The sequence below is a fragment of the Vreelandella glaciei genome, from assembly GCF_013415125.1.
Classification (GTDB): Bacteria; Pseudomonadota; Gammaproteobacteria; order Pseudomonadales; family Halomonadaceae; genus Vreelandella; species Vreelandella glaciei.
Genome location: NZ_JACCDE010000005.1, coordinates 95,411 through 120,196, shown reverse-complemented (window position 1 = coordinate 120,196; position 24,786 = coordinate 95,411). Strand labels below are relative to the sequence as shown.

The window sequence follows — 24,786 nt, the reverse complement described above, 5'->3', positions numbered from 1 at the left end:
GGTGCCCCATGGCTAACCAAGACGCGTCTCCTGCAGACAACGAAAACCACCTGATCGCCGAGCGCCGTGCCAAGCTGACTGCTCGCCGTGAGCGCGCCGCTGAGCAGGGAAAGAGTGCGTTTCCCAACGATTTTCGCCGCGACAGCTTAACCGTTGAGCTGCAAAATGCCTTCGGCGATAAAGACAAGGCCGAGCTTGAAGCGCTGGATCACCACGCTGCGGTGGCCGGTCGTGTGATGCGTCAACGTGGCCCCTTCATCGTCATTCAGGACGTGGCTGGGCAAATCCAGCTCTACGTGGATAAAAAGGGCCTGCCCGCCGACGTACTGGAAGACGTTAAAAGCTGGGATATCGGTGACATCGTTGCTGCCCACGGGCCGGTGCATAAATCTGGCAAGGGCGATCTGTACGTGATGATGAAGGAGGCGCAGCTGCTCACCAAGAGCCTGCGTCCGCTGCCGGATAAGTTTCACGGCCTCACCGATATGGAAGCCCGCTATCGCCAGCGCTATGTGGATCTGATCATGAATCCGCAGTCGCGCAAGGTGTTTGAAACCCGCGCAGCGGTGATCAGCTCCATGCGACGTTTTTTTGAAGCGCGCGGTTTTATGGAAGTAGAGACGCCGATGCTCCAGCCGATCCCCGGCGGCGCGGCGGCACGGCCGTTCATTACCCACCACAATGCGCTGGATATCGACATGTATCTGCGTATTGCGCCAGAGCTTTACCTCAAGCGTCTGGTGGTGGGCGGCTTTGAAAAAGTGTTCGAGATTAACCGCAACTTCCGCAACGAAGGGTTATCAACGCGCCACAACCCAGAATTCACCATGGTGGAGTTCTACTGGGCGTACGCGGATTACCGCGACCTGCTGGATATGACCGAAGCCATGCTGCGCACCGCGGCTGAAGAAGTGCTCGGCAGCGCGGTGATTGAGTATCAGGGAGCGAGCTACGATTTCGGCAAACCTTTTGCCCGCTTGACGCTGCGTCAGGCGATTCTTGATCACGGTGACGGCATTGCCGACAGCGATTTGGATTCGCTGGAAGCGGCGCGGGCCACTGCTGAGAAACTCGGCATCAAGGTCAAGGAGAGCTGGGGCCTGGGCAAGGTGCAGACGGAAATCTTTGAAGAGGTGGCCGAGCACAAGTTGGATCAGCCCACCTTTATCACCGAGTACCCGGCTGAAGTGAGTCCGCTTGCTCGGCGTAATGACGCGAATCCCTTTGTCACCGACCGCTTTGAGTTCTTTGTGGGCGGGCGCGAAATCGCCAACGGGTTCTCGGAGCTCAACGACGCCGAAGACCAAGCAGAGCGTTTCCGCGCCCAATCAGCGGAAAAAGACGCTGGCGACCTGGAGGCGATGTACTACGATGCGGACTATGTGCGCGCACTGGAGTACGGCATGCCGCCTACCGCGGGAGAAGGTATCGGTATTGATCGTCTGGTGATGCTGTTTACCGACAGCCCTTCCATTCGTGATGTGCTGCTGTTCCCGGCGATGCGCCCCGAAGTGGTTTAAACCATTCGATAGCGGATGAAAAGTTGGTAAGGGCGCGTTATAGCGCCCATAATGGTCAACGTTTCGACGGCGAGGAGAATCCCATGAAACTGCTTAACCGCTCCGCACTGAGCGTCAGGCCGACCCAGCCCTTTGTGGACTGGATCAACGCGCTGGAACCCACCATGGGAGACGACGACCTGACCCTGGACGACGTCGAACGTGAAAGTACCATTTATCTGATTCCAGAGATGGATACTCCAGAGGCGCTGGAAACGTTTGTGCGCGAGCGCTGTGTGGAAATTCTCGAGACTGAGTTGCGCGCTTGGGAAGAGGATGAGCGCCAGTGGCCGGACAAGATAGATTGGGCACTGTTTCAAAAATTTGTGCGCGTTGAACATAGCTACCTAGCAATTGATTTGGACGACGAAACAGCCCTTGAGATTTCCGAAGTCGATGATGCATTGTTATTAGACAGTGAGCAGGATTAGCGTGCTAATATTTTAGGCAAGCTCAGTGCTGCCTGCGCGGCTGTTTGATACAGCCATTTAGCGCACTAGGAAACCGGCTTAGGCCGGTTTTTTTGTTTTCAAGTTAATTGTTTTGAAAACAATGGCTTTGAAGGCGGCGGTTTTGAAAATAAGCATTCTGAAAACAATGGTTTTAGCCGTTTCGTTTAGGAACACTCTTCCCTAGGACTTCGCTATGCGACTGTTTGAAACCCGCCCTGGCGACGATGGCCTGCCTGGGCCTGAGCGTGCCTTGGCCGTGCTGGCGTTGGTAACCGGTACCTTAATGGCGGTGGTGGACACCACCATGATCAATCTGGCGCTGCCCACCATCGCCGCGGATTTAAATGTGTCGGCATCTCGTGCGGTATGGATCACCAACCTCTTTCAAGTGGTCTGTGCGGCGTTTTTACTCGTGTTTGCGGGCATCAGTGAGCTGATCACACGGCGCAGGCTTTACCTGTTCGGGCTGGCGACCTTTGTTGCCGCTGCGCTGGGGGCAGCGCTATCGCGTAACCTGGAAACGCTGCTGGTATTTCGCGCTTTCCAGGGGCTTGGCGCCGCCGCGACGCTCTCCATTGGTCCGTCGCTGTATCGGGCTATTTTCCCTTCGCGATTGCTGGGCAGTGCGCTTGGCTTGAGCGCGTTGGTGGTGGCCGGTGGCTACGCCGCGGGGCCCACATTGAGCGGTGTGATCTTGTCCTTTGCTGATTGGCCCTGGCTGTTTGCTTTAAATGTGCCGCTAGGTCTCTGTTCGCTTTGGTTGGCCAAGCGCGCCTTGCCGCGTGAAGAGCCGCGCAAAGGCAGTTTTGATGTAGTTGGGGCGCTGCTCTCGGTCGTTATGCTGGCCAGTTTCTTTATTGCCATGGACGCTGTGAGCCACGCCGCGCCGATTTGGCAAAGCGGTGGCTGGGCGCTCCTGACGGTGCTGGCCTGTGGCGGTTTTATTGCCCGCCAGCGACGTGCGCCTTATCCATTACTGCCGCTTAGCGTATTTGCCGAGCCGCGCTTTACACTGGCCGTTTCTGCTTCAGGACTTGCCTTTATTGGCCAGGGTCTTACGTTTGTTGCCCTGTCATTTTTCTACCAGGAACAGATGGGGTTTTCACCGCTGGAAACCGCTTGGCTATTCACTCCTTGGCCGCTGGCTATCATGTTCGTTGGTCCTGTGGCCGGGCGCCTAGCCGACAGGATCAATCCCAGCATCCTTTCCAGCACAGGGCTTAGCTTGCTGATCATTGGCCTGATTGCGCTGGCGTTAGTTGATGAGTCGACCGGTGTAGCCGGCAGTTTATGGCGCACCGCGTTATGCGGCATTGGCTTTGGGCTGTTCCAGCCGCCCAATAATCGCGAAATGATGGGTAGCCTGCCGCCGGAGCGTAGCGCTAACGTTTCGGGGGTAATGAGCACAACACGCACGGTGGGCCAGTCGTTCGGCGTTGCTCTGGTTGGCGCCGCCCTGGCGTTAGGGTGGCCAGTGCAGGTAACGCTCTGGTTGGGGGCGATAACCACGCTGCTAGCGCTATTGGCAAGCGTTGCACGTATGCCACTGGCAAGGCGTGCATTACACGCTCGTCGGGCATCGTCTGCCGGGCAGTAAGCGCGTACAATAAAGTGGTTTGTGATCTCAAGGAGAACCCCATGACGCTGCAGACACAGATTGAGCAGAAGTTAGCGGCACTCGCGCCCGATGTGCTGCAGGTTGAAAACGAAAGCCACATGCACAGCGTGCCCGCGAACTCTGAAACCCACTTCAAAGTGACGCTGGTAAGCGATGCCTTCGACGGTATGATGCCGGTGAAGCGCCACCAGCAGATTTATGCGCTATTGGCCGATGAGCTGTCAGGGCCAGTGCATGCCCTGGCGCTGCATCTTTATACGCCCGCCGAGTGGCAGGCGCGTGGCGGAGAGCGTCCGAATTCGCCCAACTGTCGTGGCGGCGGAAAGTGAACCAGGAAGTTATTCGGCGCCACTATCTGGACGCCATGGGCATTACCGCCTGGGGCTCGCGCTACCAACTTCCCAATGCACTGCCTACTGAAGCCTGCGAGTGGGACGATGTTGCGCCGGCACCTACGCCACCCCGGGAGCGGCTGCAGGCGTTGTTGGATGATGCCCCTGCGCCAAGGCGGAACGCGCCTGAGCCTCAGGCGTCAGGCGAGGCTATCGCCTCGCCTTCGGCGGTACGCGCGTTGTTACTGAAGGATAAGCCCAGCTCAGAAAAATCGGACCAAGCCAAACAGAGCCAAACCAAGCAGGTTAGCGCCCAATCCGATACGGCTGAGCCTACTGCTGATGCAACACTTGCTACGCCAGCCAAGCCCCTTAAGTTCTCCCTCTCCTGTCTATGCCTTAATGGCCGCTGGCTAGTGCTACAAGCGGGCGAAATGAGTGCGCTTGAGCAGCAGTTGTTGGCTAATCTACTTCAAGCAGCGGCCATTCAGCAGAGCGCGTTGCCGGAGGTAACGCACTTTACCTGGCCGCAAATGACCAACGCCTTTGCTGTTGAGGACCCACTAGATGAAGCGCGTGAAGGGTTAGCGGCCTTTATTGCAGGCCAAGTAAGTCGGCAGGAGTGGCAGCTAACCCGGCTGCTCTGGTGGGGCGAGCTGGGCGCTGAACAAGCGCCGCTAGATCGTATAATGAACGTGAACGAAGGCCAAAGTCACACGCTTTCGCTGCCTGTATGGCAGGGCCCCTCGCTTGCTGCACTTCTCGACGGCACCCGCAGTAAGCGCGATCTATGGCCAGAGCTGCAGGCCTTAAACCAGCAGTGGACCCGCGATAGTTCACCCGGCGCTGAGCCAGCAGTTTGATGATCACTGAACTTAGCGTTGAGCATCTAGCCTTATTGAAGGCACTGGAGGGTCAGGCACAAAGCGGTACCTCCGACTCGCAAATGCTGGAAGCGCTGGGCAGCCAAGACACCTGTGTAGTGGGCTGGTGGCAGGATGAAAAGCTGCTGGGTTACGCCATCGTGGCGCGACTGCCGTTTGAGGCGGAACTTCAAACGATAGGGGTTGTGCCTGAGTGCCGCCGAAGTGGGGCGGGCTTTGCATTAATGGAAGCCGTTTTAACGCAGGCTAAGCGCTGGTCAAGTGAGCGTCTGCTGCTGGAAGTGCGAGTGGGAAATCTAAACGCTATTCGGCTCTATCAGCGCATGGGGCTTACCGAAGACGGGTACCGGAAAGGATACTACCCGGCTCAGGCCGCTCATTCGGCCCAAAGCGACCCGGCGGCACAAAGTACCGCCGGGCGCGAGGATGCACTGCTGATGTCGCGAACCCTCTAAGCTGGTCGTGAGACTCTGTCGGTCGCGAGTGGCGTCGATTAAGAGGCGCTGGCCGTGTCGAGACTATCGAATTTGCTGAGTAGGCTATTGAGGCGACGCTCCCACTCTTCGCGCTCCTCTTTCAGCTTGTCGTTTTCGCCACGCAGTTCTTCATTTTCCAGTTTCATCATTTCCAGCGCGTCAACAGTATCGGTGACTTTCTGTTCAAGCTGATTAAATAGTTCCAAACTCATGTATATCTCCCTAGCGTAAAAACGAGAACCCAAAAAAAGGTAGTCAAAAAGTACCCAAAAAAACAAGCGGAAAGCTTGTCTGCAGGGACGAATGAAGCGAGCGTAACGCCACCACCGCGCGGCGGCAAGCGCTGTTTACCGCTGTTGACGTTGATAAAGCCGTGCGGTGCTTTCACCCGCCTGGGTTTCGCGGTGTAACTGCCAGTTGGCGGGGACCTCTGGGGCAAGCGATGTCTCGGTTTCAAGGTAAATCATTGCCCCGTCACTCAGCCAGCCGCCACTCTCCAACGCCTTACAGCACGGTTCGGCCAACTGCTGATGAAAGGGTGGGTCGAGGAACACCAGTGAATAGGGCTGTGCAGGGCGTGTCAGGTAGGCCTGAACATCGTTAATATGCACCGTGCTTGAGGTAATATGCAGAGAGGCCAGATTAGTCGACAGCTGCGCTGCCACGCGTGGGTCGCGCTCGACAAAATCGACACAGGCCGCACCGCGAGAGACCGCTTCAATACCGAGTGCGCCGGTACCGGCGAAGAGGTCGAGCACCTGCTGACTATAAAGCTGCTGTCCTAGCCAATTGAACAGCGTTTCACGCACGCGGTCAGGTGTTGGACGCAGGCCTGGGCTATCCAATATGGGCAGCTGACGGCGGCGAAACTCACCACCGATAATGCGCAGTTTGCCAAGTGATTTACCAAGCGGCTTGCCACCTCGCTGAGCAGGCGTGCGGCGGGAGGCGGATGAGCGAGAGGAGCGTTGTCGTGTCATGAGGCGGATTGTAGCGGGCTGCTTATCCAAAGTCTCGGGTTAGGGTGTTAGCATAACCTTAATGTTCACTATTTATATCGAGTAACACACATGTTTGGTTTTTTTAAGCGTAAGAATAAGCAAGACCCGCAGCAGGCGCCCCAAGACTCGCAGCAGGCGCCAGAGGAAGAGCAGCGTCTAAAAGATCAGCCTCAAGAGCGAGCTGATGAGGGGGACATTGAGGCTCCAGATACCTCTTCGGAAGCCGTTGAAGAGACTCCGCCCGTGCCGGAAACTTTGCCAGAGCCAGAGCCAGAGCCAGAGCCAGAGCCAGAGCCAGAGCCAGAGCCAGAGCCAGAGCCAGAGCCAGAGCCAGAGCCAGAGCCAGAGCCAGAGCCAGAGCCAGAGCCAGAGCCAGAGCCAGAGCCCGTTCGTGAAACGGCGCAACGTCCTGCTTTACAGGAAAAGCCAGTCGCCGAAAAAAGTGAACAGCAAGGCGAACAGAAAGGCTGGTTTGCACGTATCAAATCAGGCCTGGGGAAAACCCGTGCCAATCTAACCGACGGCATCGCCGATCTGTTTTTAGGCAAAAAACAGATTGATGACGAGCTGCTGGAAGATCTGGAAACGCAGCTGCTAATGGCCGATGTCGGTATTGACGCGACGACCGAGATTATTGGGCGCCTGGAAGCGCGCGTCTCACGTAAAGAGCTAAATAACCCTGAGGCGCTTTACCGTGGCTTGCAGGAAGAGCTGTCCACCATGCTGGCGCCGGTCGCCAAGCCGCTGGTGCTGGAGAAGGCGGGCAAGGGGCCGTTTGTTATTTTAGTGGTAGGCGTTAACGGCGTGGGTAAAACCACCACCATTGGCAAACTTACCCAGCGTTTTCAGCGCGAAGGCAAAAGCGTCATGTTGGCCGCCGGTGACACCTTCCGTGCCGCCGCTGTCGAACAGCTTAAAGTCTGGGGTGAACGCAACCGTGTGCCGGTGATCGCCCAACACACCGGTGCGGACAGCGCCTCGGTGATTTACGATGCGGTAGCGGCTGCCACTGCGCGAGGTGTTGATGTGCTGATCGCCGACACTGCCGGGCGGCTGCACAACAAAAGCCACCTGATGGAAGAGCTGAAAAAAGTCCATCGGGTGATGCAGAAGCTAGATGACACCGCGCCACACGAGGTGATGCTGGTGTTGGATGCAGGCACCGGACAAAACGCTATTTCCCAGGCCAGCACCTTTAATGATGCCGTGCCAGTTAGCGGGATCACGCTAACCAAACTGGATGGCACCGCCAAAGGTGGCATTATCTTTGCACTGGCCAAACAGTTGGAAACACCCATTCGCTTTATCGGCGTAGGGGAGGGTATCGACGATCTGCGCCCCTTCGAGGCTAATGATTTTGTCCACGCGCTGTTTGACCGCCAAGGGGACGATGCCAACGCATGATCGCCTTTGAGCATGTGGGAAAACGCTACGGCGGTCGTTTCGAAGCCCTGGCGCATCTCAACTTTCGGGTCGCTCGGGGCGAGATGGTGTTTCTGACTGGCCACTCCGGCGCGGGTAAAAGCTCGCTACTACGCTTAGTGATGCGTCTTGAGAAACCTAGTCGCGGGCGCGTCGTCGTTGCGGGTCATGATATTGCCCAACTGCATGCCAGCCAGGTGCCGTTCTATCGGCGTCAGATTGGCGTGGTCTTTCAGGATCACCAGCTGCTATTTGATCGCAGTATTTTCCACAATGTTTCGCTGCCACTGGAGATCCAGGGGGTTGAGCCCCGTGAAGCCGCCCGTCGCGTGCGCGCAGCGTTAGATAAAGTGGGGCTGCTGCACCGTGAAAAGGCTTTGCCGATAGAGCTGTCGGGTGGCGAGCAGCAGCGCGTCGGCATTGCCCGGGCGGTGGTCAACAAGCCTGCGCTACTGCTTGCCGATGAGCCTACGGGTAATCTGGATCCACAGCTTTCAGCGGACATTATGGCGCTATTTGAGGATTTTAACCGAATTGGTACCACGGTAATGATCGCCAGCCACGACTTGGCCCTGATTGCCCGGTTGCGCCACCGCATCCTGCGTTTAAGCGATGGTCGTTTGGTGGCCGACGAGGGGGCAGCATGAAGTCCTCCGCGACGCCAAGGCGTCAGCAGGGAGCGGCATTAAAAACGCCGCGTAAAGCTGCTGCTAAACCACCGGCCGATAAACCCTCACAGCGAGGTGCACGTTCCCAACAAACGCGCTTTTCCAGCCGTCTGCGGGCCTGGGGACGCCACCATCGCAGCATGGCGTGGGATAGTTTTCAGCGCTTGGTACGTTATCCCTTGGGTAATCTGCTAACGATGTTAGCCATCGCCATTGCCCTGGTGCTGCCCGCTGCGCTGTGGTTGACCCTGGACAGTGCGCGTCTGCTGGATGCCGAGCTTGATGAAAGCGCCACGCTCACCGTTTATCTGGAATTGAGCACCGATGATGCCCAGGCGCAGCGTATCGAAGAGGCGGTCAACGCTGAGCAGAGCGTGCTTGAGACGCAGTTGATCAGCGCTGAACAGGGCATGGCGGAGTTTCAGGAGTCGCTGGGGCTGGATAATGCCTTGGCGGGTTTGGAGAGCAACCCGCTGCCCATCAGTATCGTGGTGCACCCGTCAAGCATCGAACCGGCCGCCATGCAGCAGTTAGCTGCTACGCTTGAAGCCTTTTCCGGGGTTGATGAGGTGCGTCTTGATCTGGCCTGGGTGGAGCGGCTGAGAAACCTGGCTGAACTGGGAAGGCGCGTTGCGCTGGCGCTGGGAGCGCTGTTTGGCCTGGGCGTTTTGCTGGTGGTTGGTAACACTATTCGCCTGTCGGTGGAAAGTCGCCGCCGCGAGATCGAAGTGGTGATGCTGATTGGTGCCACTCACGCCTTTGTCAGACGCCCATTCCTATACAGTGGGGCTTGGTACGGTATTGGTGGTGGGTTGTTAGCGCTCGGGTTGCTGGGCGTGGGGAACCACTGGCTGTCACTGCCGGTGGCCGCCCTGGCGGCGAGCTACGGTGCCAGCTTCTCGTTACCTCAACTCGACGTGACAGGCTCTACAATTCTGCTATCTTGCAGTACACTACTAGGCTGGTTGGGTGCTTGGTTGGCGGTAACTCGCCATCTCTCAAGTATCCGCCCAAAATGATTCAGCAGGCCGATTCAATAGCGCGTGAACCTTATTCTTGCGATAAGGTCTTTGTAAGACAGAATCATGGTAATGAGTTATTAATAAACGTGCTACGTCAACCACGATGGGTTACAGGGGAGACCACCTGCACATGAGCACTAGTCTTATACCGGTGGGGCAGCTTTCACCCGGCGGTGATTTGGGCGGTTATATCCGCGCAGTCAATGGAATTTCGGTTTTAACCGCCGATGAAGAGCGAGAGCTCGCCTATCGTCTTTACGATGACGGTGATCTAGAAGCTGCTCGGCGTTTAGTGATGTCACATCTGCGCTTTGTGGTGCACATTGCGCGTAGTTATTCTGGCTATGGGTTACCGCAGGCGGATTTAATTCAAGAAGGTAACGTCGGCTTAATGAAAGCCGTCAAGCGCTTCGATCCTAATCAAGGCGTTCGTTTGGTCTCTTTTGCCGTGCATTGGATCAAAGCGGAAATTCACGAATTTGTGCTGCGTAACTGGCGCATCGTCAAGATTGCCACCACCAAAGCGCAACGTAAGTTGTTCTTCAACCTGCGTAGCGCGAAGAAGCGCTTGGCGTGGCTGAGCAACGACGAAGTGTCCGCCATCGCCAAGGATCTCGACGTCAAGCCTGAGATCGTGCGCGATATGGAAGGGCGTCTCTCCTCTTACGATGCCGGTTTCGATGCGCCCGCAGGCGATGATGAAGAGAGTACCTATCAGGCGCCGGTGTACTTTCTGGATGACGCAGCATCAGACCCTGCCACGCAGTTGGAAGATAGTAACTTCGAGGAAGACTCGACGCGTCGGTTGCAGGTCGCTCTTGAGGGGCTTGATGAGCGCTCGCGGGATATCCTACAGCGCCGCTGGTTAGCCGATAGTAAAGAGACACTGCACGACCTGGCCGATGTCTATGGGGTCAGCGCTGAGCGTATTCGTCAGCTTGAAAAGAATGCGATGAAAAAGCTGCGCCAGAAAATGGGCGAGCCGATGGTAGCCTAACGACGTACTTGCTTATGCACTGATAAATAGTGTTGCCGCATGATCTTTCGTTTTGTTAGATGTTAAAAAACCGGCTCCTTTGTTAGGAGCCGGTTTTTTTATCGCCACCACTGCAACCGTTATTGTTGCCTAAGCAGGCTGCACCGAAGCGCGCAGTAATTGCGCAGAAAGTAGTGACCACTGATCTTCCCAGTGTTCGGTTGGCAGACGCTTGAAGTCGCTACGCACATACTGTGAAATGCGCCCCTCGGCCTGGGCTGCAAGCAGGTTTGCTGCGGCAGAAGCAGGGATGGTGGGACGCAGTCCTTCCCGTAGTTCGGCTTCGCGCAGTATCTGCTTGAGCTGCATCTCCAGGCGTTCAAAAAGCTGATTTATCCGCTGGCGTAGCCTTGCTGTTTCGCCGGTGAGTACGTCGCCTCCCATCACCCGGGCTAGCCCAGGATTTTTCTCGGCGAAGCCCAGCAGCAGCGCGAGGATTGTGCCGCAGCGGGTAGTGGCGTCGGGTACGTCGTCTAAAATGCGCGTAATGCGTTCAAAGATGCTCTCTTCAATAAAATCAATCAGCCCCTCAAACATGCGTGCTTTGCTTGGGAAATGACGGTAGAGCGCTGCTTCTGAAACACCTACCTGACGAGCGAGAGCGGCGGTCGTAATGCGTTTGCCACTGTCTTCTTCAAGCATTAATGCCAGTGCTTGGAGTATCTGCTCGCGGCGTCGAGGTTTTTGATCTTCGCTCATGATGTGCCTCCGTCGCGGTTAGCTCGCGTCCGTGATTAGGGTGCCCACCCCAGCATTGGTGAAAATTTCCAGCAATACCGCGTGGGGGACACGGCCATCAATAATGTGCGAGCTATTTACACCGCCTTTCACCGCATCCAGCGCGCAGCGAATTTTGGGCAGCATGCCGCCATAAATAGTGCCATCTTCGATCAGGGCATCGACTTGTATGGTGGTTAAGCCGGTGAGCACCTCGCCTTCAGCGTTCATTAAGCCGGCAACGTTAGTGAGCAGCATCAGCTTTTCAGCGTTAAGCGCTTCGGCAATCTTGCCCGCTACCAGGTCAGCATTGATGTTGTAGCTATGGCCCGCAGCGTCGACGCCAATCGGGGCGATCACCGGGATAAAGTCGCGCGCCGCCAGCATCTCAATCAGCTCGGTTGAGATTGACTCCACTTCGCCCACGTGGCCGATATCGATAATTTCCGGGGCCGTCATTTCAGGGCTTTGGTGCTCGACCTTGAGTTGGCGGGCACGAATTTGCGCGCCGTCCTTGCCGGTCAGGCCGATCGCCTTGCCGCCGCTCTGGTTGATCAGGTTGACGATGCTTTTATTAACCAAACCGCCCAGCACCATCTCAACCACGTCCATGGTTTGCGAGTCGGTGACCCGCATGCCGTTGACGAAGCGCGACTCGATGTTGAGCTTTTTGAGTAGGTCACCTATTTGCGGTCCGCCGCCGTGCACCACTACCGGGTTGATGCCGACTTCCTTCATTAACACGATGTCGCGGGCAAAGGAGTCAATCAGGGTGCTTTCGGTCATGGCATTACCGCCGTACTTGACCACCACCGTTTTGCCTGAAAACTGCTGAATGTAGGGGAGGGCTTCGGAAAGCACCTCCACAACGACCTGCGGGTCGCGACTGGTTGAACTCATGAGGTTGTCCCTTGCGAACGTTTATTATGCAGCTAACGTTTATGCTAATTGAGTAGTGAGGGTCGCACTTTCTAAGCGCGCGATCCCTTCAGCGCCTGACTTTGTGAAGAGCTATGTGAAAAGCTATTTGAATAGCTATTTCAAGAGCTATCTATCCAGCAATTTGCTTACTGGGGCAGCTCAATATCTGGCGCGACGCGCTGTAGCGCGTTATTAAAAACTGTTTTAATGCGCGCTAGCGCGGCATCGGTCTTACCTTCAAAGCGCATAACCAGAGCTGGTGTGGTGTTAGAGGCGCGACATAATCCCCAGCCATCCGGGTAATCAACGCGAATACCGTCCAGCGTAGTTTTGATACCTTCGCCGAAGTCGCCCTCGCGAGCAAGCTTATCCATTAGAGAAAATTTGTTAGCGTCGGTAACCGCAATATTAATCTCTGGGGTACCAACGTCTTGGGGAAATGTGGCGAAAAAAGTATCCGCATCGTCAGGCTGGTTGGCGAGAATTTCTACCAGCCTAGCGGCGGCATAGAGGCCATCGTCAAAACCGTACCAGCGCTCTTGGAAAAAAATATGCCCGCTCATCTCTCCACCCAGTTGTGCGCCCGTCTCCTTCATACGTGCCTTGATGAGCGAGTGGCCGGTACGCCACATCTCAGGCTCGCCTCCAGCCTCACTAATCACTTTAACTAGATTGCCGGTGCACTTGATATCAAAAATAACCTTGGCGCCGGGCTGGCGGGCGAGCAGGTCGGTGGCAAATACCATCAGCAGGTGGTCAGGATAAATCAGCTTGCCGGTGGGTGTGACCACGCCTACTCGGTCGCCATCGCCATCAAAGGCAAGCCCAATGTCAGCGCCCGTTTCTTGCACCTTGCGCATCAGGTCCTGCATGTTTTCCGGCTTGCCAGGATCCGGGTGGTGATTGGGAAAGTGGCCATCGATCTCATCGAACAGCGCAGTCGTATCAATGCCGAGGCGGGTTAGTAGCTGCGGGCCAAGCTCCCCGGCTACGCCATTGCCGCAGTCAACCACCGCTTTGATTGGTCGATTGATCTTAACGTCAGCTAAGATGCGCGCTAAATACGTTTCGCGGAGATCCTGCTGGCTGACACTGCCTTGACCGCTCTCCAGATCGCCGGACTGAATGCGCTCAAACAGAGCGGTAATCGCGGCACCAGAGAGTGTTTCGCCGCTCAGCACGATTTTAAAGCCGTTGTAGTCAGGCGGGTTGTGGCTGCCGGTAACCATCACACCTGACTGGGTGTTTGGCAAGATGTGGGTGGCGAAGTACAGCACCGGCGTGGGCACCATGCCGATATCAATAACGTCTCGTCCTGCAGCATTTAGGCCACGCATAAGCGCTGCTTGCAGCCGAGCGCCTGAAAGGCGACCGTCGCGTGCGACTACCACGCTGGATTCTCCCCGGGCGGCGGCTTCAGAGCCCACGGCGCGTCCGATCATTTCTACCGTCTCTTCGGTGAGCGTGTCGTCAACGATACCGCGGATATCGTAGGCGCGAAAAATCGAAGCGGGTACGGTCTGTGCGTTCATAAGCTTCCCAGCTAAACAGAAATTGCCTTGCAAAGGTTTCTTAACCACATCCTGCCAATCGCTACTGCTAATGGCTACTGACTGCCGGTGCTGCCAAACCCGCCGCTGCCCCGCAGGGAGTCTTCAAACGCGTCCACAAGAGCGAGTTCGGCTTGCACAACAGGCACAAGCACGTACTGTGCCAGGCGGTCGAAGGGAGCAAGGGTAAAGTCGCTCTGGCCCCGGTTCCAGACCGAAATCATCAGCTCGCCCTGGTAATCGGAGTCGATCAAGCCCACCAAGTTGCCCAGTACAATACCGTGCTTATGCCCCAAACCGGAGCGCGGCAGAATCATGCCCGCAAGGCTGGGGTCTTCAATATAGATGGCAATGCCCGTGCGCACGAGCTGGCAGTCGCCGGGCGCCAAGGTCAGTGGCGCGTCCAGCAGTGCCCGTAGATCCATGCCGGCAGAGCCTGCCGTTGCATAGGTGGGGAGATAATCGTGCAAGCGCTCATCTAACACTTTGCACTGCAGGCGGGGGCGGGCACTCATTGGGATTCTCCAGAAGCGTTAGTAGAGGTTGTTTCAGGTGCTGTCGTCGATAGCAGGGCGAGCGCCTGATGAATGATCGTAGCGGCCAGCTGGGTTTTTGGCTGGGGTGCTTCCGCCCGGCTTTCAACGCCTTCCGCGGTGCGCCACAGTAACCAGGCGGCATTCTGGTCGCTGCCAAACCCTAGGCCCGCCTGGGAAACATCGTTAGCCACGATCATGTCCAGCCCTTTACGTTGCAGTTTATCCTGCGCGTAGCGCTCTATTTCTTGGGTTTCGGCGGCAAAGCCAACTACCAGCGGGCGCTGCCCAGCGGGAAGCGCCGCTATGCTGGCGATAATGTCAGGATTTTTCACCAGGGTCAGGGTGAGAGTGTCGCTATCGTCCTGCTTCTTGAGCTTGTGCTCGGCGGGGGCTGGCGCACGATAGTCAGCAACCGCCGCGCAGCCGATAAATAGCGCCGCTTGGGGCGCTAACCGCTGTGCTTCACGGTGCATCTGCTCGGCTGACTCAACGTCAATTCGTGTAGCGCCCGGCGGGGTGGGTAAATTAACTGGCCCGCTGATCAACGTCACTTTAGCGCCTTGCGCCACTGCCGCTGCAGCTAAAGCAAAGCCCATTTTCCCCGAACTGTGATTGGAAATATAGCGCACCGGGTCCAGCGGCTCGCGAGTTGGGCCAGCGGTGATCACTACATGAGGGGCGCTGGCGGAGGAGTTGTAATAAGGAGAAGGTGGCGCTGCAAACAGTGCCATCACAGCGCTAAATATCTCTTCAGGCTCACTCATGCGGCCAGGCCCCACATCGCCACAAGCCTGATCACCCGCGTCCGGGCCTATTTGCTGCCAGCCATCTTGCTGCAGCTGCGTCACATTGCGCTGAGTGGCAGGGTGGCGCCACATCGCCTGGTTCATGGCTGGGGCAATTAGTTTAGGCGCTTCTGACGCCAGACAAAGCGTGGTGAGCAAATCATCAGCCATGCCGTGCACCAAGCGGGCGATTAAGTCGGCGGTGGCGGGGGCGATCAGCACCGCATCCGCCCAGCGGGCTAGTTCAATATGGCCCATGCCCGCTTCGGCTTCCGGGTCGAGTAAGGAGGTGCGCACCGGCTCGCCGGAGAGCGCCTGCAGAGTGAGCGGCGTAATAAAGGCCTGAGCCCCATCGGTCATCACCACTCGCACCTCGCAGCCCGCTTGTTTGAGCAGGCGCACAAGCAATGCGCTCTTGTAAGCAGCAATACCTGCGCTAACCCCGAGTAGCACCCGTTTGCCGGCGAGTGTTGAGGCAGTGGTGAAAGCGTTTATCTGGGTGCTTGTTGTGTCAGCAACAGAAGCCATGTTCAGTCATCCACATCAGCGTTCGTGAGGAGGCTTACCATACCACTGGCACCACCAATTTGGCATATTGAGGGGAAACAAGGGTAAGCTAGGTTTACTGAGGCTGATCGCGTGATTGGGTTTGAAGGCGGTTTGCGTTAATTACCAAGGGCGGACAACGCGGGAAGGTGCGATGGGAATCAATCACTGGCCAGAGGGTGAGCGGCCGCGGGAGAAGTTATTAAACACAGGCGCTCAGGCGCTTTCAGATGCGGAGTTGCTGGCGATTTTTTTGCGCGTCGGCGTGCAGGGGCGCTCAGCGGTTGATTTAGCGCGGGATTTGCTCACAAGCTTTGGTGGCTTACGCCAACTGCTCGAGGCTGATCAAGCAAGCTTCTGCGCTGCCCATGGGCTAGGTACCGCTAAGTATGCCCAACTACAGGCTACGCTTGAGTTGTCACGGCGCCATTTGGCTAGCCAGTTGGCGCGTGGCAATGCACTGACATCGCCTGCCTTGGTGCGCCACTATCTGAGCTCCCAGCTGCGTCATTTAGGCCATGAAGAGTTTGCGGTGCTTTTTTTGGATACGCAGCACCGAATTATTCGCTATGAATCGCTGTTTCGCGGTACCCTAGACAGCGCATCTGTTTACCCCCGCGAAGTTGCCAAGCGCGCTTTAGAACTTAGCGCTGGCGCTGTTATCCTGGCTCACAATCACCCATCGGGTGTAGCAGAGCCAAGCGATGCTGATCGACGAATCACCGAACGCTTGAAAGACGCGCTCGCACTGTTTGAAGTGCGCGTGTTGGATCATTTCGTGGTGGGAGATGGAGAAGTGGTCTCTTTTGCCGAGCGTGGCTGGCTATAAACAGAATCGACGCGCAGTACATTGCGCGACATTGTCTAAGTTAAGTGAGCAAAAAGGCGCTTATTTAACCTTTTTAGTGGGTTTTGCTTGCTGCTAGTCGGGTGCTCTGGTATAAAGTGCCACCTTTAAACTTGGGTTGAATAACGGATTTGGATAAAGCTTGGCGGTTAACGGCGCCGACACCTTCCCTGCTCCGGTTTGCCCGACAGTTTTGAACACTCAGGTTCTTATATCCTGGCCAAGCAGTTGGAGGCTCTAATGTCCAAAGTATGTCAGGTTACCGGCAAGCGTCCGGTAACTGGAAATAACGTTTCACACTCAATGCGTAAGACACGTCGTCGTTTCTTGCCGAACCTGCATACCCATCGTTTTTGGGTTGAGTCTGAAAACCGCTTCGTCAAGCTGCGCGTTTCCACTAAAGGAATGCGCATTATTGATAAAAACGGTATCGACGCAGTGTTGGTTGATATTCGTAAGCGCGGCGACGCTATCTAAGCCAGCTTTTGGCCAAGCGTTTCGGACCAAGCATTTTGGAAGGATTAAACCATGCGCGATAAAATCAAGCTGGTGTCTAGTGCCGGTACAGGTCACTTCTACACTACTGATAAGAACAAGCGGAATACCCCGGATAAGTTCGAATTCAAGAAATTCGACCCGGTTGTCCGTAAGCACGTTATCTACAAGGAAGCCAAGATCAAGTAATCGCGTAAGCGATGATGATCGGCTTTCTCTGCAGGCGAGCGTCTGTTCAAAAACCCGGCCTCAAGCCGGGTTTTTGCATGCATGCTTTTTATGCGCAGCATGCCTAGCGAACCCATCTTCATTAGGCTGTCATCACAAGCCGTTACGATGCTTAAATATGCCCGAACTCCCCGAAGTTGAAACCACCCGCCGCGGGATTGCGCCTTATATTGAAGGTCAGGAAGTCACCGAAGTACTGGTGCGTCAGCCGCGGCTGCGTGTTCCCGTGCCGGATGACTTGGCTGAACGGTTGGTGGGCGCGCGCATTGGCGTATTGAAGCGGCGGGCCAAATACCTGCAAATACCCATTCACTCTACACCGCCATCCGGTGGTAGTGCTGATGCTACGCTGCTGTGGCATTTGGGCATGTCGGGTAGCCTGCGTATTGCCCAGGTGGGGGATTTGCCTAAAAAGCATGACCATGTCGATGTGGTCACCGCTAACGGCTATGTATTGCGCTATCACGACCCTCGTCGGTTTGGCTTTGTGGATTGGCAGGCCGAGGACGAAGCGCAGGATAAGCGTCTTGCGCATTTGGGCCCCGAGCCATTGTCTGATGCGTTTAATGGCAAGTGGCTTTACACTCGCTCGCGCAATAAACGCGTGGCGGTAAAGCCATTTCTGATGGACAACCAGATAGTGGTGGGGGCCGGTAATATCTATGCTGCGGAAGCGCTGTTTATGGCGGGCATTGATCCGCGCCGTGCGGCAGGGAGAGTTTCCCGAGCCCGCTATGACGCCTTAGCCCTTGCCGTGAAAGAGGTATTGGCAGCAGCGATTACCCAGGGCGGCACTACGCTGAGAGACTTTGTTAGCGGCCAGGGCGAGCCCGGCTACTTTGCTCAGCGGCTAAATGTTTACGGCCGCCACGGTCAGCCCTGTTTGCGCTGCGGCGCGGAGCTTCGCCGCATTACGCTTGGCCAGCGCGCCAGTGTGTTTTGTCCCGGTTGCCAACGCTAATGCCTGCCTAATAAGTGCTAACGTTTTACTTAATTTTTACCTTGCCTTATTTTTGCTTTGTCCATGTTTTTAAGACCATGTTTTTTTGAGGCAAAGTTTTTAAAGACAAGGTTTTGAAAGACTAAGCTTTTTGGAGATTGCTGTGACCCAACGCCTGCGCCTGAATAAAAATGCTGACCGCCGCCTGAAAGCGGGCCATCTCTGGATCTACTCCAATGAAGTAGATATCAAAGAGACGCCGCTGAAAAACTTTGCGGCAGGCGAAACCGCCCTGGTAGAAGCCTCCAACGGAAAAGTCATGGCGGTGGCTTACGTTAATCCCCATTCGTTAATCGCGGCCCGGGTCATGTCGCGTGACCCTGAAATGCGCTTGGATCGTTCGCTGTTTGTGCACCGCTTTAACCAAGCGCTAGCGCTACGTCAGCGTCTTTATGAGCAGCCGTATTACCGCTTGATTCACGGTGAAGGCGATTTGCTGCCAGGCTTGGTGATTGATCGTTTTGGCGATGTTCTCGTCGTGCAGCTCAATACGGCTGGCATGCAGGCGTTGGCTGATGAGATTGTTGATGCGCTTGAAAAAGTCGTCAAGCCTGAAGTGATCGTTTTCCGTAACGACACTGGCGGTCGTCGTCAGGAGGGTCTCGAGGCCCACGTTGATGTTATCAAGGGCACATTGCCTGACGAAGTGGTGCTGGAAGAGAACGGCGCCCGCTTTGTCGTGCCGGTACTTAATGGCCAGAAAACCGGCTGGTTCTTCGATCACCGCGTTAATCGCGAATGGCTCAATCGCCAAGTGGCCGGTAAACGCGTGCTGGATGTCTTCAGCTACGTGGGCGGCTGGGGCGTACAGGCAGCCGTTCACGGCGCGAAAGAGGTGATTTGCCTAGACTCTTCGGGTCCAGCGCTAGATCAGGTCGCACGTAACGCCGAGCTCAATGGCGTTCAGGAAAAAGTGGCTGTTAGTGAAGGCGATGCATTTGAAGCCTTAGCAGCACTGAAGGCAGAGGGCGAGGAGTTCGACGTAGTCATTTTGGACCCGCCAGCGTTTATCAAAAAGCGCAAGGATATCCCTAACGGCGAGCGTGCCTATGCCCGCTTGAACCGCGAAGCTATGCGCTTGCTGGGTCGCGACGGCCTGTTGATGTCCGCCTCCTGCTCAATGCACCTAGCGCCCGAGCGGTTGATGGATGTGGTGCGTGGCGCTGTTCGCCACCAGGATCGTCATGGTCAGGTGATTTTTCAAGGCCATCAAGGTCCTGATCACCCAGTACACCCAGCCATTCCTGAAACGTCTTACCTGAAAGCGTTGGGTGTGCGCGTGTTCCGCGACTAGTCGACGGGAGCCAGGGTGCAGGGAGTTAGTCGATGGAGTGGGCGTTGCCCGATCCTTTTGTGATCGATATCCGTGTCGCTGATGAGGCAATTGATGCTTATCAGCACGTTAACAACAGCGAGTACCTGCGCTGGGTTGAGCAGATTAGCTGGGCGCACTCGGTTGCGCTTGGCCTCTCGCTTGAGCGTTACCGAGAGCTTGACCGTGCGATGGTGGTTCACCGTCATGAGCTAGATTACCTCGCGCCTGCTTTTGCAGGGGATGAGCTACAGTTGGCGACCTGGATTGTCGATTGCGATGAGCGCTTCAGCCTGACGCGGCGTTTTCAGCTAGCGCGCACTAGCGATTCCAAAACACTGCTCTATGCCCGCACGCGCTTTGCCTGCGTGGCGCTCTCAACGGGGCGGCCCAAACGCTTGCCCGAGGAGTATCGGCGCATCTATGGCGGCGCCGTTATCGTTGAGTGTTTGAAAGAAGAGTGGAATTTTTCGTGCAGAACCGGCAATCGTTAGATTTTTCTCCTAAAAAACGCCTTAACCGGCGTTTTTTTTGTTTTGCTTTGCTGGGGTGGTGGTCAACGTTAGCTGTGCTGTAATTTGCTTAACAAGACGACTGACCTTTAAAAGCACAGGGAAAAAACCAATGAAAATCGCCGTCCCCAAAGAGATCAAAAATCACGAGTATCGTGTCGCGTTGACGCCCACTGGTGCGCGTGAGTTAGCCGGTCGTGGTCACCAGGTCAGCGTTCAAGCTAGTGCCGGTGAAGGCGCTGGCTTTACCGATGCCGATTACCAGGCCGCCGGTGCTCAGATCGAAGCCGATGTGGACACACTGTGGTGCAATGCCGAGCTAATCCTCAAGGTGAAAGAGCCCCAGCCTGACGAGGTGGCGCGGCTCACTCCGCAGCATACCCTGTTCACCTATCTTCATCTGGCCGCCGAAGAGCCCCTTACCCGTGGGTTGATGAAAAGCGGCGCCACCTGCATCGCCTATGAGACGATTACCGATGCCCGTGGCGGCTTGCCACTACTCGCGCCGATGAGCACCGTAGCAGGGCGAATGGCCGTTCAAGCCGGTGCCCATAGCCTGGAAAAAGCCCAGGGCGGTGCAGGCGTGCTGCTGCCCGGTGTGCCCGGTGTGGCGCCGGGGAAAGTGACGGTCATCGGTGGTGGCGTCGTCGGTGAAAACGCTGCTCGCATGGCATTGGGGTTAGGCGCAGAAGTCACCATTCTGGATAAATCTCTGGCGCGGCTGGAAGTGCTGGATGACCGCTATCAAGGACGCATCAAAACGGTTTATTCCACCGCCGATGCACTTGAAACGGCCACCCGTGAGTCGGATATGATCATTGGCGCGGTGCTAGTGCCCGGCGCCGCTGCGCCAAAGCTGATCACCCGCCGCATGCTGGCCGATATGAAGCCTGGTAGCGTGTTGGTCGATGTGGCGATTGATCAGGGCGGCTGCTTTGAAACCAGTAAGCCCACCACCCACGCCGAACCGACCTATATCGTTGATGGCATTGTTCACTACTGTGTCGCCAATATGCCCGGCGCCGTGGCCCGTACCTCTACCCAGGGGCTGACTAACGCCACGCTGCCCTTCGTGCTTGCCCTGGCGGATAAAGGCTGGCAGCAGGCGCTACGTGACGACCCGCACTTCCTGCCCGGTCTTAATGTGCATGCTGGTCAAGTTACTTATCAAGCCGTGGCAGACGCCTTTGGGCTGGAAAGTAGTAATCCCGCGAGTGTTGTTGGAAGCTAATAAATACGCAGTCGTTGGCGCTACCATTGGCTTAATAGTGTGGCGGAAGTTCATCCTCGGGGCGTTGGCCGCTCTGGGGTTCGCTTGCTTGAAGTGCTTGATGCTGCTCGCGCAGGCGTTCGCGCATCAGCCCACTCAACTGCTCCAGTTTTTCCAGGCGGCGCTCCTGCTGAATCACCGCTTGGTCCAGCGTGTCCAGCCAGTGTTCTTGATGCGCTAAGCGGCTTTCTAAAGATTCCACAAGCTGGGTTAGCTCGGCAGGCGATAATTCGTGGGTCATGATAACATTGCAACCTTATGTAGTAGTATGCCAGTACTATTGGGAATGGGCCTGATAGTGCGGGTATTGTCCTTCGTCTGTTACCCATACAACAAGAGAGCTTTTTTTTTCTATGAACCCAAAAGTTGTGTTTCGCTGTTTCTTAATCAGTGTATTACTTGCCGCCCCCACGCCACTTTTGCTGGCGGGGATTGTTCATTTAACCGATAGTGCCCTCGCCGAGCTGTGGATGGCCGAGCTGGCAATCAGTGGAGTTAGCGGTGTCTATATTGCCGTTGCCATAGGTAGTTTTATTGTTCTGTGTATTGGCACATTAGCGTCTGCCGCTTTTGCGCCCTCAATCGTGGTGGCGTCCGATGCTGTGGTTCGTCCCAAGCCAGCACCGCGCCAACCTCAAGCGGCTGCTCCCATGGACGATGATGAGGAAGAAGATATTATTGACCCCAATGATGGCCGTGAAGAGGGGGAAGTGAAGTGGTTCAATACTAACAAAGGCTATGGTTTTATTACCCGCGATAATGGTGAAGATGTCTTTGTACACTTTCGCGCCATTCGTGGCCGTGGCCCGCGTATGTTAGCTGAAGGCCAAATTGTGCGTTATCACGTGATTAAAAATGAGCGTGGTTTGCAGGCCGACGATGTGAGCATTATTGAGTAAGCTTAACGGCTAGCTAAATTGATCTTAGTATCGTAAACGACCCCGCTTCGGCGGGGTCGTTTACGTTTATAGGGTCTGTTAACGGCCAGAATCAGGCCACTCGATGGCTCCCTCTTTACCGCCTGGAAGCACTTGCCAGAAGCGGTCAGGGTCATCGCCGGGGTTCCAGCCGCCCAATGAGCATCGCACCTCGGTCTGAAGCGCCTCTGCGGCTTGTTGGGCGCACTCTTGGTCGGTCATCCAAGGGGTGTGGTTGCTATCAATCCATAGGCTGGCAAAGCCATCGGCGGCTTTGTCTACTAATAATACCGGCACGCAGTCGCCCTGATACTGACCTCGGGTTTGCCATTTGCCTTTGCCTGCCGGGCTGAGCGGCGGTGCGATTAGCGTGCTTTTTAGCCACTCATTGAGTGCCTCCAGCGAGACGCTAGCCAGGTAGATTTCTATATCGGGGTAACGCTCCATCATACGTTTACCTCGCCGGAGATAAGCAGCGCTTGCAGCGTCGCTTCGTAAATCCGGCTTAAGTCGTCGAGGTCGCTAGCGCGAACGCGCTCATTGACCTTGTGGATGGTGTCGTTCAGCGGGCCTAGCTCGACCACCTGAGCGCCCAGGGTAGCAATGAAGCGGCCATCCGAGGTGCCACCGCTGGTAGAAAGCGCTGGGCGCTCGCCAGTCACCGCTTTAACGCCTTTGATGGCGGCATCGACAAGCTCGCCTTCGGCGGTCAAGAAAGGCTCGCCGTTAAGCGTCCAGTCTATCTGATACTCCAGGCCATGCTGAGTGAGAATGGTTTCCGTGCGCGCTTTGAGCTCATCAGAGGTCACCTCGGTGGAGAAGCGAAAGTTAAACACCACTTCCACATCGCCAGGGATCACGTTGGTGGCCCCGGTGCCTGCGCGCAGATTGGAAATCTGAAAGCTGGTAGCGGGAAAAAAGTCGTTGCCCGCGTCCCAGTGCTCGTTGACCAGTGCATCCAGCGCTGGCATCGCCTGGTGAATGGGGTTGCGCGCTAAATGCGGATAGGCCACGTGACCCTGCACGCCTTTAATGTGCAACGTAGCTCCCAGTGAGCCGCGGCGACCGTTTTTGATCACATCGCCCAGGCGCGTGGTCGAGGATGGCTCGCCGACAATACAGTAATCGAGGCGTTCATTGCGCTCGCGCAGATGCTCAACCACCGCGCGGGTGCCGTCGACCGCCGGGCCCTCTTCATCGGAAGTGATCAGAAAGGCAATGCGGCCGTCGTGCTCTGGATAATTCGCGACAAAGCGTTCAACGGCGGTCAGCATGGAAGCGAGGCTGCCTTTCATATCGGCAGCGCCACGCCCGCACAGCATTCCCTCTGCGTCGATGCAGGGCTCGAACGGTGGGTACTGCCAGTTGATATAGGGGCCGCTGGGCACCACATCGGTGTGGCCCGCGAAAGCCACGACGGGGCCGTGATGACCGCGCACTGCCCAAAAATTCTTTACATCGCCAAATGGCAGCCGCTCAACATTGAAACCGAGCGCTGTTAAACGCTCGATCATGAGTTCCTGGCAACCTTCGTCGTCCGGCGTTACCGAGGCTCGGCTGAGCAGCTCAAAGGCAAGTTGCAGCGTCGGCGACAGCGCTTCAGGCTCAGTTGTGGGCATGCAACGCCTCGTTCAGGGCGATGGCACTTTTGTTGGTCAGGCACTCAATGCGACCGTTCTGCGAGTTGCGGCGCCACAGCTGATCGTCCTGGCTTGCCAGCTCGCGGGCAGAAACGGTTTTTACTTCCTGGCCCTGATCATCCAGCAGCGTTACTTTGGAGCCAGCAGTAATATAGAGACCCGCTTCTACCGTGCAGCGGTCACCCAGGGGAATGCCGATGCCAGCGTTGGCGCCGATTAAGCAGCCTTCGCCGACTTTAATGACGATATTGCCGCCGCCGGAGAGGGTGCCCATGGTCGAGCAGCCGCCACCGAGGTCTGAACCTTTGCCGACCATCACACCCGCCGAAATGCGGCCTTCGATCATGCCGGGGCCTTCGGCGCCTGCATTGAAGTTGACGAAGCCTTCGTGCATCACGGTGGTGCCTTCGCCCAAGTAAGCACCCAGGCGCACGCGGGCAGTGTCGCCGATGCGGATACCGGTAGGCACCACGTAGTCGGTCATTTTGGGGAATTTGTCCACGCAGTCCACGGAGAGCGCGCGCCCCGCCATGCGCGCCTTCAAACGGCGTGCAGGTAGCTCTTCGACATCAATCGCGCCTTCGCTGGTCCAGGCTATGTTACGTAGCAGGCCAAACATGCCGGTCAGATCCAATCCATGGGGCTTCACCAGGCGGTGGGAAAGCAGATGGAGTTTGAGGTAGACCTCGGGAGCGGTCTGCGGCGGCTGATCGGCGTCCAGAAACATGGCAACCAGTGGGCGCTGGCTAGCGGAAAGCGCTTCAGCAAGCTCTGCCTGGGCGGAGTGGCCAGCGGCCTCTAAGGCTTTTGCCAGGCGTGTGCAGTCTTCAGGCAAAAAGCTAATCGCAGCGTTGCCTTGCGGTGCATCCAGCGCTTGCTGAGCAGCGGTTACCAAGCTCGCATCGGGGTTGAACAGCGGTGCCGGGTAGTAGATTTCCAGCCAATCGCCCTGAGTGTTTTGGGTGCCAATTCCAAGCGCAAAGCTCAGCATAAGAGAGTGTCCTGTAGTGATGGGTAGTGGAGAATGAAGAATGAGTGCG

At 56.4% G+C, this 24,786-nt stretch carries 29 protein-coding genes; 18 read left to right on the top strand and 11 right to left on the bottom strand.

The window, feature by feature from the left end; genetic code table 11:
* Positions 1 to 8 precede the first annotated feature (8 nt).
* The 6 genes from lysS to HZS80_RS05275 all read left to right on the top strand — a co-directional run bounded on the left by lysS (position 9) and on the right by HZS80_RS05275 (position 5,300).
* The gene (gene lysS / locus HZS80_RS05300; protein ID WP_035564939.1) at positions 9 to 1,520 is read left to right on the top strand and encodes a lysine--tRNA ligase; all 1,512 of its coding nucleotides are present in this window, start codon (positions 9 to 11) and stop codon (positions 1,518 to 1,520) included.
* Positions 1,521 to 1,603: 83 nt separating this feature from the next.
* On the top strand, positions 1,604 to 1,990 hold the full coding sequence (locus tag HZS80_RS05295) for a hypothetical protein (RefSeq protein WP_179915365.1): 387 nt from the start codon (positions 1,604 to 1,606) through the stop codon (positions 1,988 to 1,990).
* 214 nt (positions 1,991 to 2,204) lie between these two features.
* Positions 2,205 to 3,608 (top strand): MFS transporter, encoded by a 1,404-nt coding sequence (locus tag HZS80_RS05290; protein WP_035564936.1) that lies wholly within the window; start codon positions 2,205 to 2,207, stop codon positions 3,606 to 3,608.
* 41 nt (positions 3,609 to 3,649) lie between these two features.
* Entirely contained in the window at positions 3,650 to 3,958 is a 309-nt protein-coding gene (locus tag HZS80_RS05285; protein ID WP_035564934.1) for a BolA family protein, read from the top strand.
* On the top strand, positions 3,955 to 4,824 hold the full coding sequence (locus tag HZS80_RS05280; protein WP_035564932.1) for a hypothetical protein: 870 nt from the start codon (positions 3,955 to 3,957) through the stop codon (positions 4,822 to 4,824). The genes HZS80_RS05285 and HZS80_RS05280 overlap by 4 nt, the downstream gene beginning before the upstream one ends.
* On the top strand, positions 4,824 to 5,300 hold the full coding sequence (locus HZS80_RS05275; RefSeq protein ID WP_035564928.1) for a GNAT family N-acetyltransferase: 477 nt from the start codon (positions 4,824 to 4,826) through the stop codon (positions 5,298 to 5,300). Before HZS80_RS05280 ends, HZS80_RS05275 begins: the two co-directional genes overlap by 1 nt.
* A gap of 38 nt (positions 5,301 to 5,338) precedes the next feature.
* Here the strand turns inward: HZS80_RS05275 and zapB are convergent, their stop codons facing one another.
* Together zapB and rsmD are read right to left on the bottom strand one after the other, a co-directional pair.
* Positions 5,339 to 5,533, bottom strand: coding sequence for a cell division protein ZapB (gene zapB / locus HZS80_RS05270; protein ID WP_035564924.1), 195 nt, complete (start codon positions 5,531 to 5,533; stop codon positions 5,339 to 5,341).
* Positions 5,534 to 5,668: 135 nt separating this feature from the next.
* Positions 5,669 to 6,301, bottom strand: coding sequence for a 16S rRNA (guanine(966)-N(2))-methyltransferase RsmD (rsmD, locus tag HZS80_RS05265; RefSeq protein ID WP_035564922.1), 633 nt, complete (start codon positions 6,299 to 6,301; stop codon positions 5,669 to 5,671).
* A 90-nt stretch (positions 6,302 to 6,391) separates the two neighbouring features.
* Here rsmD and ftsY point away from each other — a divergent pair, with 90 nt between their 5' ends.
* From ftsY to rpoH, 4 genes are all read left to right on the top strand, one after another.
* Positions 6,392 to 7,726 carry a signal recognition particle-docking protein FtsY gene (gene ftsY, locus HZS80_RS05260; RefSeq protein WP_179915364.1) on the top strand — a complete coding sequence of 445 codons (1,335 nt, stop codon included), beginning with the start codon at positions 6,392 to 6,394 and terminating at the stop codon, positions 7,724 to 7,726.
* Positions 7,723 to 8,391, top strand: coding sequence for a cell division ATP-binding protein FtsE (gene ftsE, locus HZS80_RS05255; RefSeq protein ID WP_035564792.1), 669 nt, complete (start codon positions 7,723 to 7,725; stop codon positions 8,389 to 8,391). The genes ftsY and ftsE overlap by 4 nt, the downstream gene beginning before the upstream one ends.
* On the top strand, positions 8,388 to 9,431 hold the full coding sequence (gene ftsX, locus HZS80_RS05250; RefSeq protein ID WP_179915363.1) for a permease-like cell division protein FtsX: 1,044 nt from the start codon (positions 8,388 to 8,390) through the stop codon (positions 9,429 to 9,431). The genes ftsE and ftsX overlap by 4 nt, the downstream gene beginning before the upstream one ends.
* A 133-nt stretch (positions 9,432 to 9,564) precedes the next feature.
* Entirely contained in the window at positions 9,565 to 10,431 is an 867-nt protein-coding gene (rpoH, locus tag HZS80_RS05245; RefSeq protein ID WP_035564787.1) for an RNA polymerase sigma factor RpoH, read from the top strand.
* Positions 10,432 to 10,560: 129 nt separating this feature from the next.
* On the opposite strand, the gene slmA is transcribed toward rpoH, so the two are convergent.
* The 5 genes from slmA to coaBC all read right to left on the bottom strand — a co-directional run bounded on the left by slmA (position 10,561) and on the right by coaBC (position 15,507).
* On the bottom strand, positions 10,561 to 11,169 hold the full coding sequence (gene slmA / locus HZS80_RS05240; protein ID WP_035564785.1) for a nucleoid occlusion factor SlmA: 609 nt from the start codon (positions 11,167 to 11,169) through the stop codon (positions 10,561 to 10,563).
* An 18-nt stretch (positions 11,170 to 11,187) separates the two neighbouring features.
* The gene (gene argB / locus HZS80_RS05235; protein WP_035564783.1) at positions 11,188 to 12,087 is read right to left on the bottom strand and encodes an acetylglutamate kinase; all 900 of its coding nucleotides are present in this window, start codon (positions 12,085 to 12,087) and stop codon (positions 11,188 to 11,190) included.
* A gap of 167 nt (positions 12,088 to 12,254) precedes the next feature.
* Positions 12,255 to 13,640 carry a phosphomannomutase/phosphoglucomutase gene (locus tag HZS80_RS05230; RefSeq protein WP_179915362.1) on the bottom strand — a complete coding sequence of 462 codons (1,386 nt, stop codon included), beginning with the start codon at positions 13,638 to 13,640 and terminating at the stop codon, positions 12,255 to 12,257.
* Between the two features lie 74 nt (positions 13,641 to 13,714).
* Positions 13,715 to 14,173, bottom strand: a complete 459-nt coding sequence (gene dut / locus HZS80_RS05225) for a dUTP diphosphatase (RefSeq protein ID WP_101147431.1) — start codon at positions 14,171 to 14,173, stop codon at positions 13,715 to 13,717.
* Complete coding sequence (gene coaBC, locus HZS80_RS05220) at positions 14,170 to 15,507, bottom strand: bifunctional phosphopantothenoylcysteine decarboxylase/phosphopantothenate--cysteine ligase CoaBC (RefSeq protein WP_179915361.1); 1,338 nt, start codon at positions 15,505 to 15,507, stop codon at positions 14,170 to 14,172. The genes dut and coaBC overlap by 4 nt, the downstream gene beginning before the upstream one ends.
* A 172-nt stretch (positions 15,508 to 15,679) precedes the next feature.
* Between coaBC and radC the strand changes: the two genes are divergently transcribed.
* The 7 genes from radC (at position 15,680) to ald (ending at position 21,150) form a co-directional block, all read left to right on the top strand.
* Entirely contained in the window at positions 15,680 to 16,354 is a 675-nt protein-coding gene (gene radC / locus HZS80_RS05215; protein WP_035564777.1) for a RadC family protein, read from the top strand.
* Between the two features lie 258 nt (positions 16,355 to 16,612).
* Positions 16,613 to 16,849, top strand: a complete 237-nt coding sequence (gene rpmB / locus HZS80_RS05210; RefSeq protein WP_008959893.1) for a 50S ribosomal protein L28 — start codon at positions 16,613 to 16,615, stop codon at positions 16,847 to 16,849.
* A 51-nt stretch (positions 16,850 to 16,900) separates the two neighbouring features.
* The gene (rpmG, locus tag HZS80_RS05205) at positions 16,901 to 17,056 is read left to right on the top strand and encodes a 50S ribosomal protein L33 (protein WP_007111734.1); all 156 of its coding nucleotides are present in this window, start codon (positions 16,901 to 16,903) and stop codon (positions 17,054 to 17,056) included.
* A gap of 157 nt (positions 17,057 to 17,213) precedes the next feature.
* Entirely contained in the window at positions 17,214 to 18,056 is an 843-nt protein-coding gene (mutM, locus tag HZS80_RS05200) for a bifunctional DNA-formamidopyrimidine glycosylase/DNA-(apurinic or apyrimidinic site) lyase (protein ID WP_179915360.1), read from the top strand.
* A 142-nt stretch (positions 18,057 to 18,198) separates the two neighbouring features.
* Entirely contained in the window at positions 18,199 to 19,389 is a 1,191-nt protein-coding gene (locus tag HZS80_RS05195) for a class I SAM-dependent rRNA methyltransferase (RefSeq protein WP_008959891.1), read from the top strand.
* A gap of 32 nt (positions 19,390 to 19,421) precedes the next feature.
* Positions 19,422 to 19,901, top strand: a complete 480-nt coding sequence (locus tag HZS80_RS05190) for an acyl-CoA thioesterase (RefSeq protein ID WP_179915359.1) — start codon at positions 19,422 to 19,424, stop codon at positions 19,899 to 19,901.
* A 130-nt stretch (positions 19,902 to 20,031) separates the two neighbouring features.
* Positions 20,032 to 21,150 (top strand): alanine dehydrogenase, encoded by a 1,119-nt coding sequence (ald, locus tag HZS80_RS05185; RefSeq protein WP_179915358.1) that lies wholly within the window; start codon positions 20,032 to 20,034, stop codon positions 21,148 to 21,150.
* Positions 21,151 to 21,181: 31 nt separating this feature from the next.
* Here ald and HZS80_RS05180 read toward each other — a convergent pair whose 3' ends face one another.
* Positions 21,182 to 21,430 (bottom strand): SlyX family protein, encoded by a 249-nt coding sequence (locus tag HZS80_RS05180; protein ID WP_179915357.1) that lies wholly within the window; start codon positions 21,428 to 21,430, stop codon positions 21,182 to 21,184.
* A gap of 112 nt (positions 21,431 to 21,542) precedes the next feature.
* Between HZS80_RS05180 and HZS80_RS23815 the strand changes: the two genes are divergently transcribed.
* Entirely contained in the window at positions 21,543 to 22,088 is a 546-nt protein-coding gene (locus tag HZS80_RS23815; RefSeq protein WP_035564769.1) for a cold-shock protein, read from the top strand.
* Positions 22,089 to 22,166: 78 nt separating this feature from the next.
* Here HZS80_RS23815 and HZS80_RS05170 read toward each other — a convergent pair whose 3' ends face one another.
* Genes HZS80_RS05170 through dapD form a run of 3 tightly spaced genes read right to left on the bottom strand, consistent with a single transcriptional unit; the run spans position 22,167 to position 24,737 of the window.
* Positions 22,167 to 22,556 (bottom strand): hypothetical protein, encoded by a 390-nt coding sequence (locus HZS80_RS05170; protein WP_179915356.1) that lies wholly within the window; start codon positions 22,554 to 22,556, stop codon positions 22,167 to 22,169.
* Complete coding sequence (gene dapE, locus HZS80_RS05165) at positions 22,553 to 23,725, bottom strand: succinyl-diaminopimelate desuccinylase (protein WP_035564765.1); 1,173 nt, start codon at positions 23,723 to 23,725, stop codon at positions 22,553 to 22,555. Before dapE ends, HZS80_RS05170 begins: the two co-directional genes overlap by 4 nt.
* On the bottom strand, positions 23,712 to 24,737 hold the full coding sequence (gene dapD, locus HZS80_RS05160; RefSeq protein ID WP_179915355.1) for a 2,3,4,5-tetrahydropyridine-2,6-dicarboxylate N-succinyltransferase: 1,026 nt from the start codon (positions 24,735 to 24,737) through the stop codon (positions 23,712 to 23,714). Before dapD ends, dapE begins: the two co-directional genes overlap by 14 nt.
* Between the last annotated feature and the right edge of the window lie 49 nt (positions 24,738 to 24,786).

What these genes read in the sequence shown, in the direction of transcription:
- HZS80_RS05190 (WP_179915359.1), top strand. Translation starts at nt 19,422, where the DNA reads ATGGAGTGGGCGTTGCCCGATCCTTTTGTGATCGATATCCGTGTCGCT.
- dapD (WP_179915355.1), bottom strand. Translation starts at nt 24,737, where the DNA reads ATGCTGAGCTTTGCGCTTGGAATTGGCACCCAAAACACTCAGGGCGAT.
- ftsY (WP_179915364.1), top strand. Translation starts at nt 6,392, where the DNA reads ATGTTTGGTTTTTTTAAGCGTAAGAATAAGCAAGACCCGCAGCAGGCG.
- rpoH (WP_035564787.1), top strand. Translation starts at nt 9,565, where the DNA reads ATGAGCACTAGTCTTATACCGGTGGGGCAGCTTTCACCCGGCGGTGAT.
- HZS80_RS05290 (WP_035564936.1), top strand. Translation starts at nt 2,205, where the DNA reads ATGCGACTGTTTGAAACCCGCCCTGGCGACGATGGCCTGCCTGGGCCT.
- HZS80_RS05275 (WP_035564928.1), top strand. Translation starts at nt 4,824, where the DNA reads ATGATCACTGAACTTAGCGTTGAGCATCTAGCCTTATTGAAGGCACTG.
- dapE (WP_035564765.1), bottom strand. Translation starts at nt 23,725, where the DNA reads ATGCCCACAACTGAGCCTGAAGCGCTGTCGCCGACGCTGCAACTTGCC.
- dut (WP_101147431.1), bottom strand. Translation starts at nt 14,173, where the DNA reads ATGAGTGCCCGCCCCCGCCTGCAGTGCAAAGTGTTAGATGAGCGCTTG.
- rpmG (WP_007111734.1), top strand. Translation starts at nt 16,901, where the DNA reads ATGCGCGATAAAATCAAGCTGGTGTCTAGTGCCGGTACAGGTCACTTC.
- slmA (WP_035564785.1), bottom strand. Translation starts at nt 11,169, where the DNA reads ATGAGCGAAGATCAAAAACCTCGACGCCGCGAGCAGATACTCCAAGCA.
- radC (WP_035564777.1), top strand. Translation starts at nt 15,680, where the DNA reads ATGGGAATCAATCACTGGCCAGAGGGTGAGCGGCCGCGGGAGAAGTTA.
- coaBC (WP_179915361.1), bottom strand. Translation starts at nt 15,507, where the DNA reads ATGGCTTCTGTTGCTGACACAACAAGCACCCAGATAAACGCTTTCACC.
- ftsE (WP_035564792.1), top strand. Translation starts at nt 7,723, where the DNA reads ATGATCGCCTTTGAGCATGTGGGAAAACGCTACGGCGGTCGTTTCGAA.
- mutM (WP_179915360.1), top strand. Translation starts at nt 17,214, where the DNA reads ATGCCCGAACTCCCCGAAGTTGAAACCACCCGCCGCGGGATTGCGCCT.
- HZS80_RS05295 (WP_179915365.1), top strand. Translation starts at nt 1,604, where the DNA reads ATGAAACTGCTTAACCGCTCCGCACTGAGCGTCAGGCCGACCCAGCCC.
- HZS80_RS05170 (WP_179915356.1), bottom strand. Translation starts at nt 22,556, where the DNA reads ATGATGGAGCGTTACCCCGATATAGAAATCTACCTGGCTAGCGTCTCG.
- rsmD (WP_035564922.1), bottom strand. Translation starts at nt 6,301, where the DNA reads ATGACACGACAACGCTCCTCTCGCTCATCCGCCTCCCGCCGCACGCCT.
- ftsX (WP_179915363.1), top strand. Translation starts at nt 8,388, where the DNA reads ATGAAGTCCTCCGCGACGCCAAGGCGTCAGCAGGGAGCGGCATTAAAA.
- HZS80_RS05285 (WP_035564934.1), top strand. Translation starts at nt 3,650, where the DNA reads ATGACGCTGCAGACACAGATTGAGCAGAAGTTAGCGGCACTCGCGCCC.
- lysS (WP_035564939.1), top strand. Translation starts at nt 9, where the DNA reads ATGGCTAACCAAGACGCGTCTCCTGCAGACAACGAAAACCACCTGATC.
- HZS80_RS23815 (WP_035564769.1), top strand. Translation starts at nt 21,543, where the DNA reads ATGAACCCAAAAGTTGTGTTTCGCTGTTTCTTAATCAGTGTATTACTT.
- argB (WP_035564783.1), bottom strand. Translation starts at nt 12,087, where the DNA reads ATGAGTTCAACCAGTCGCGACCCGCAGGTCGTTGTGGAGGTGCTTTCC.
- zapB (WP_035564924.1), bottom strand. Translation starts at nt 5,533, where the DNA reads ATGAGTTTGGAACTATTTAATCAGCTTGAACAGAAAGTCACCGATACT.
- HZS80_RS05230 (WP_179915362.1), bottom strand. Translation starts at nt 13,640, where the DNA reads ATGAACGCACAGACCGTACCCGCTTCGATTTTTCGCGCCTACGATATC.
- ald (WP_179915358.1), top strand. Translation starts at nt 20,032, where the DNA reads ATGAAAATCGCCGTCCCCAAAGAGATCAAAAATCACGAGTATCGTGTC.
- HZS80_RS05180 (WP_179915357.1), bottom strand. Translation starts at nt 21,430, where the DNA reads ATGACCCACGAATTATCGCCTGCCGAGCTAACCCAGCTTGTGGAATCT.
- rpmB (WP_008959893.1), top strand. Translation starts at nt 16,613, where the DNA reads ATGTCCAAAGTATGTCAGGTTACCGGCAAGCGTCCGGTAACTGGAAAT.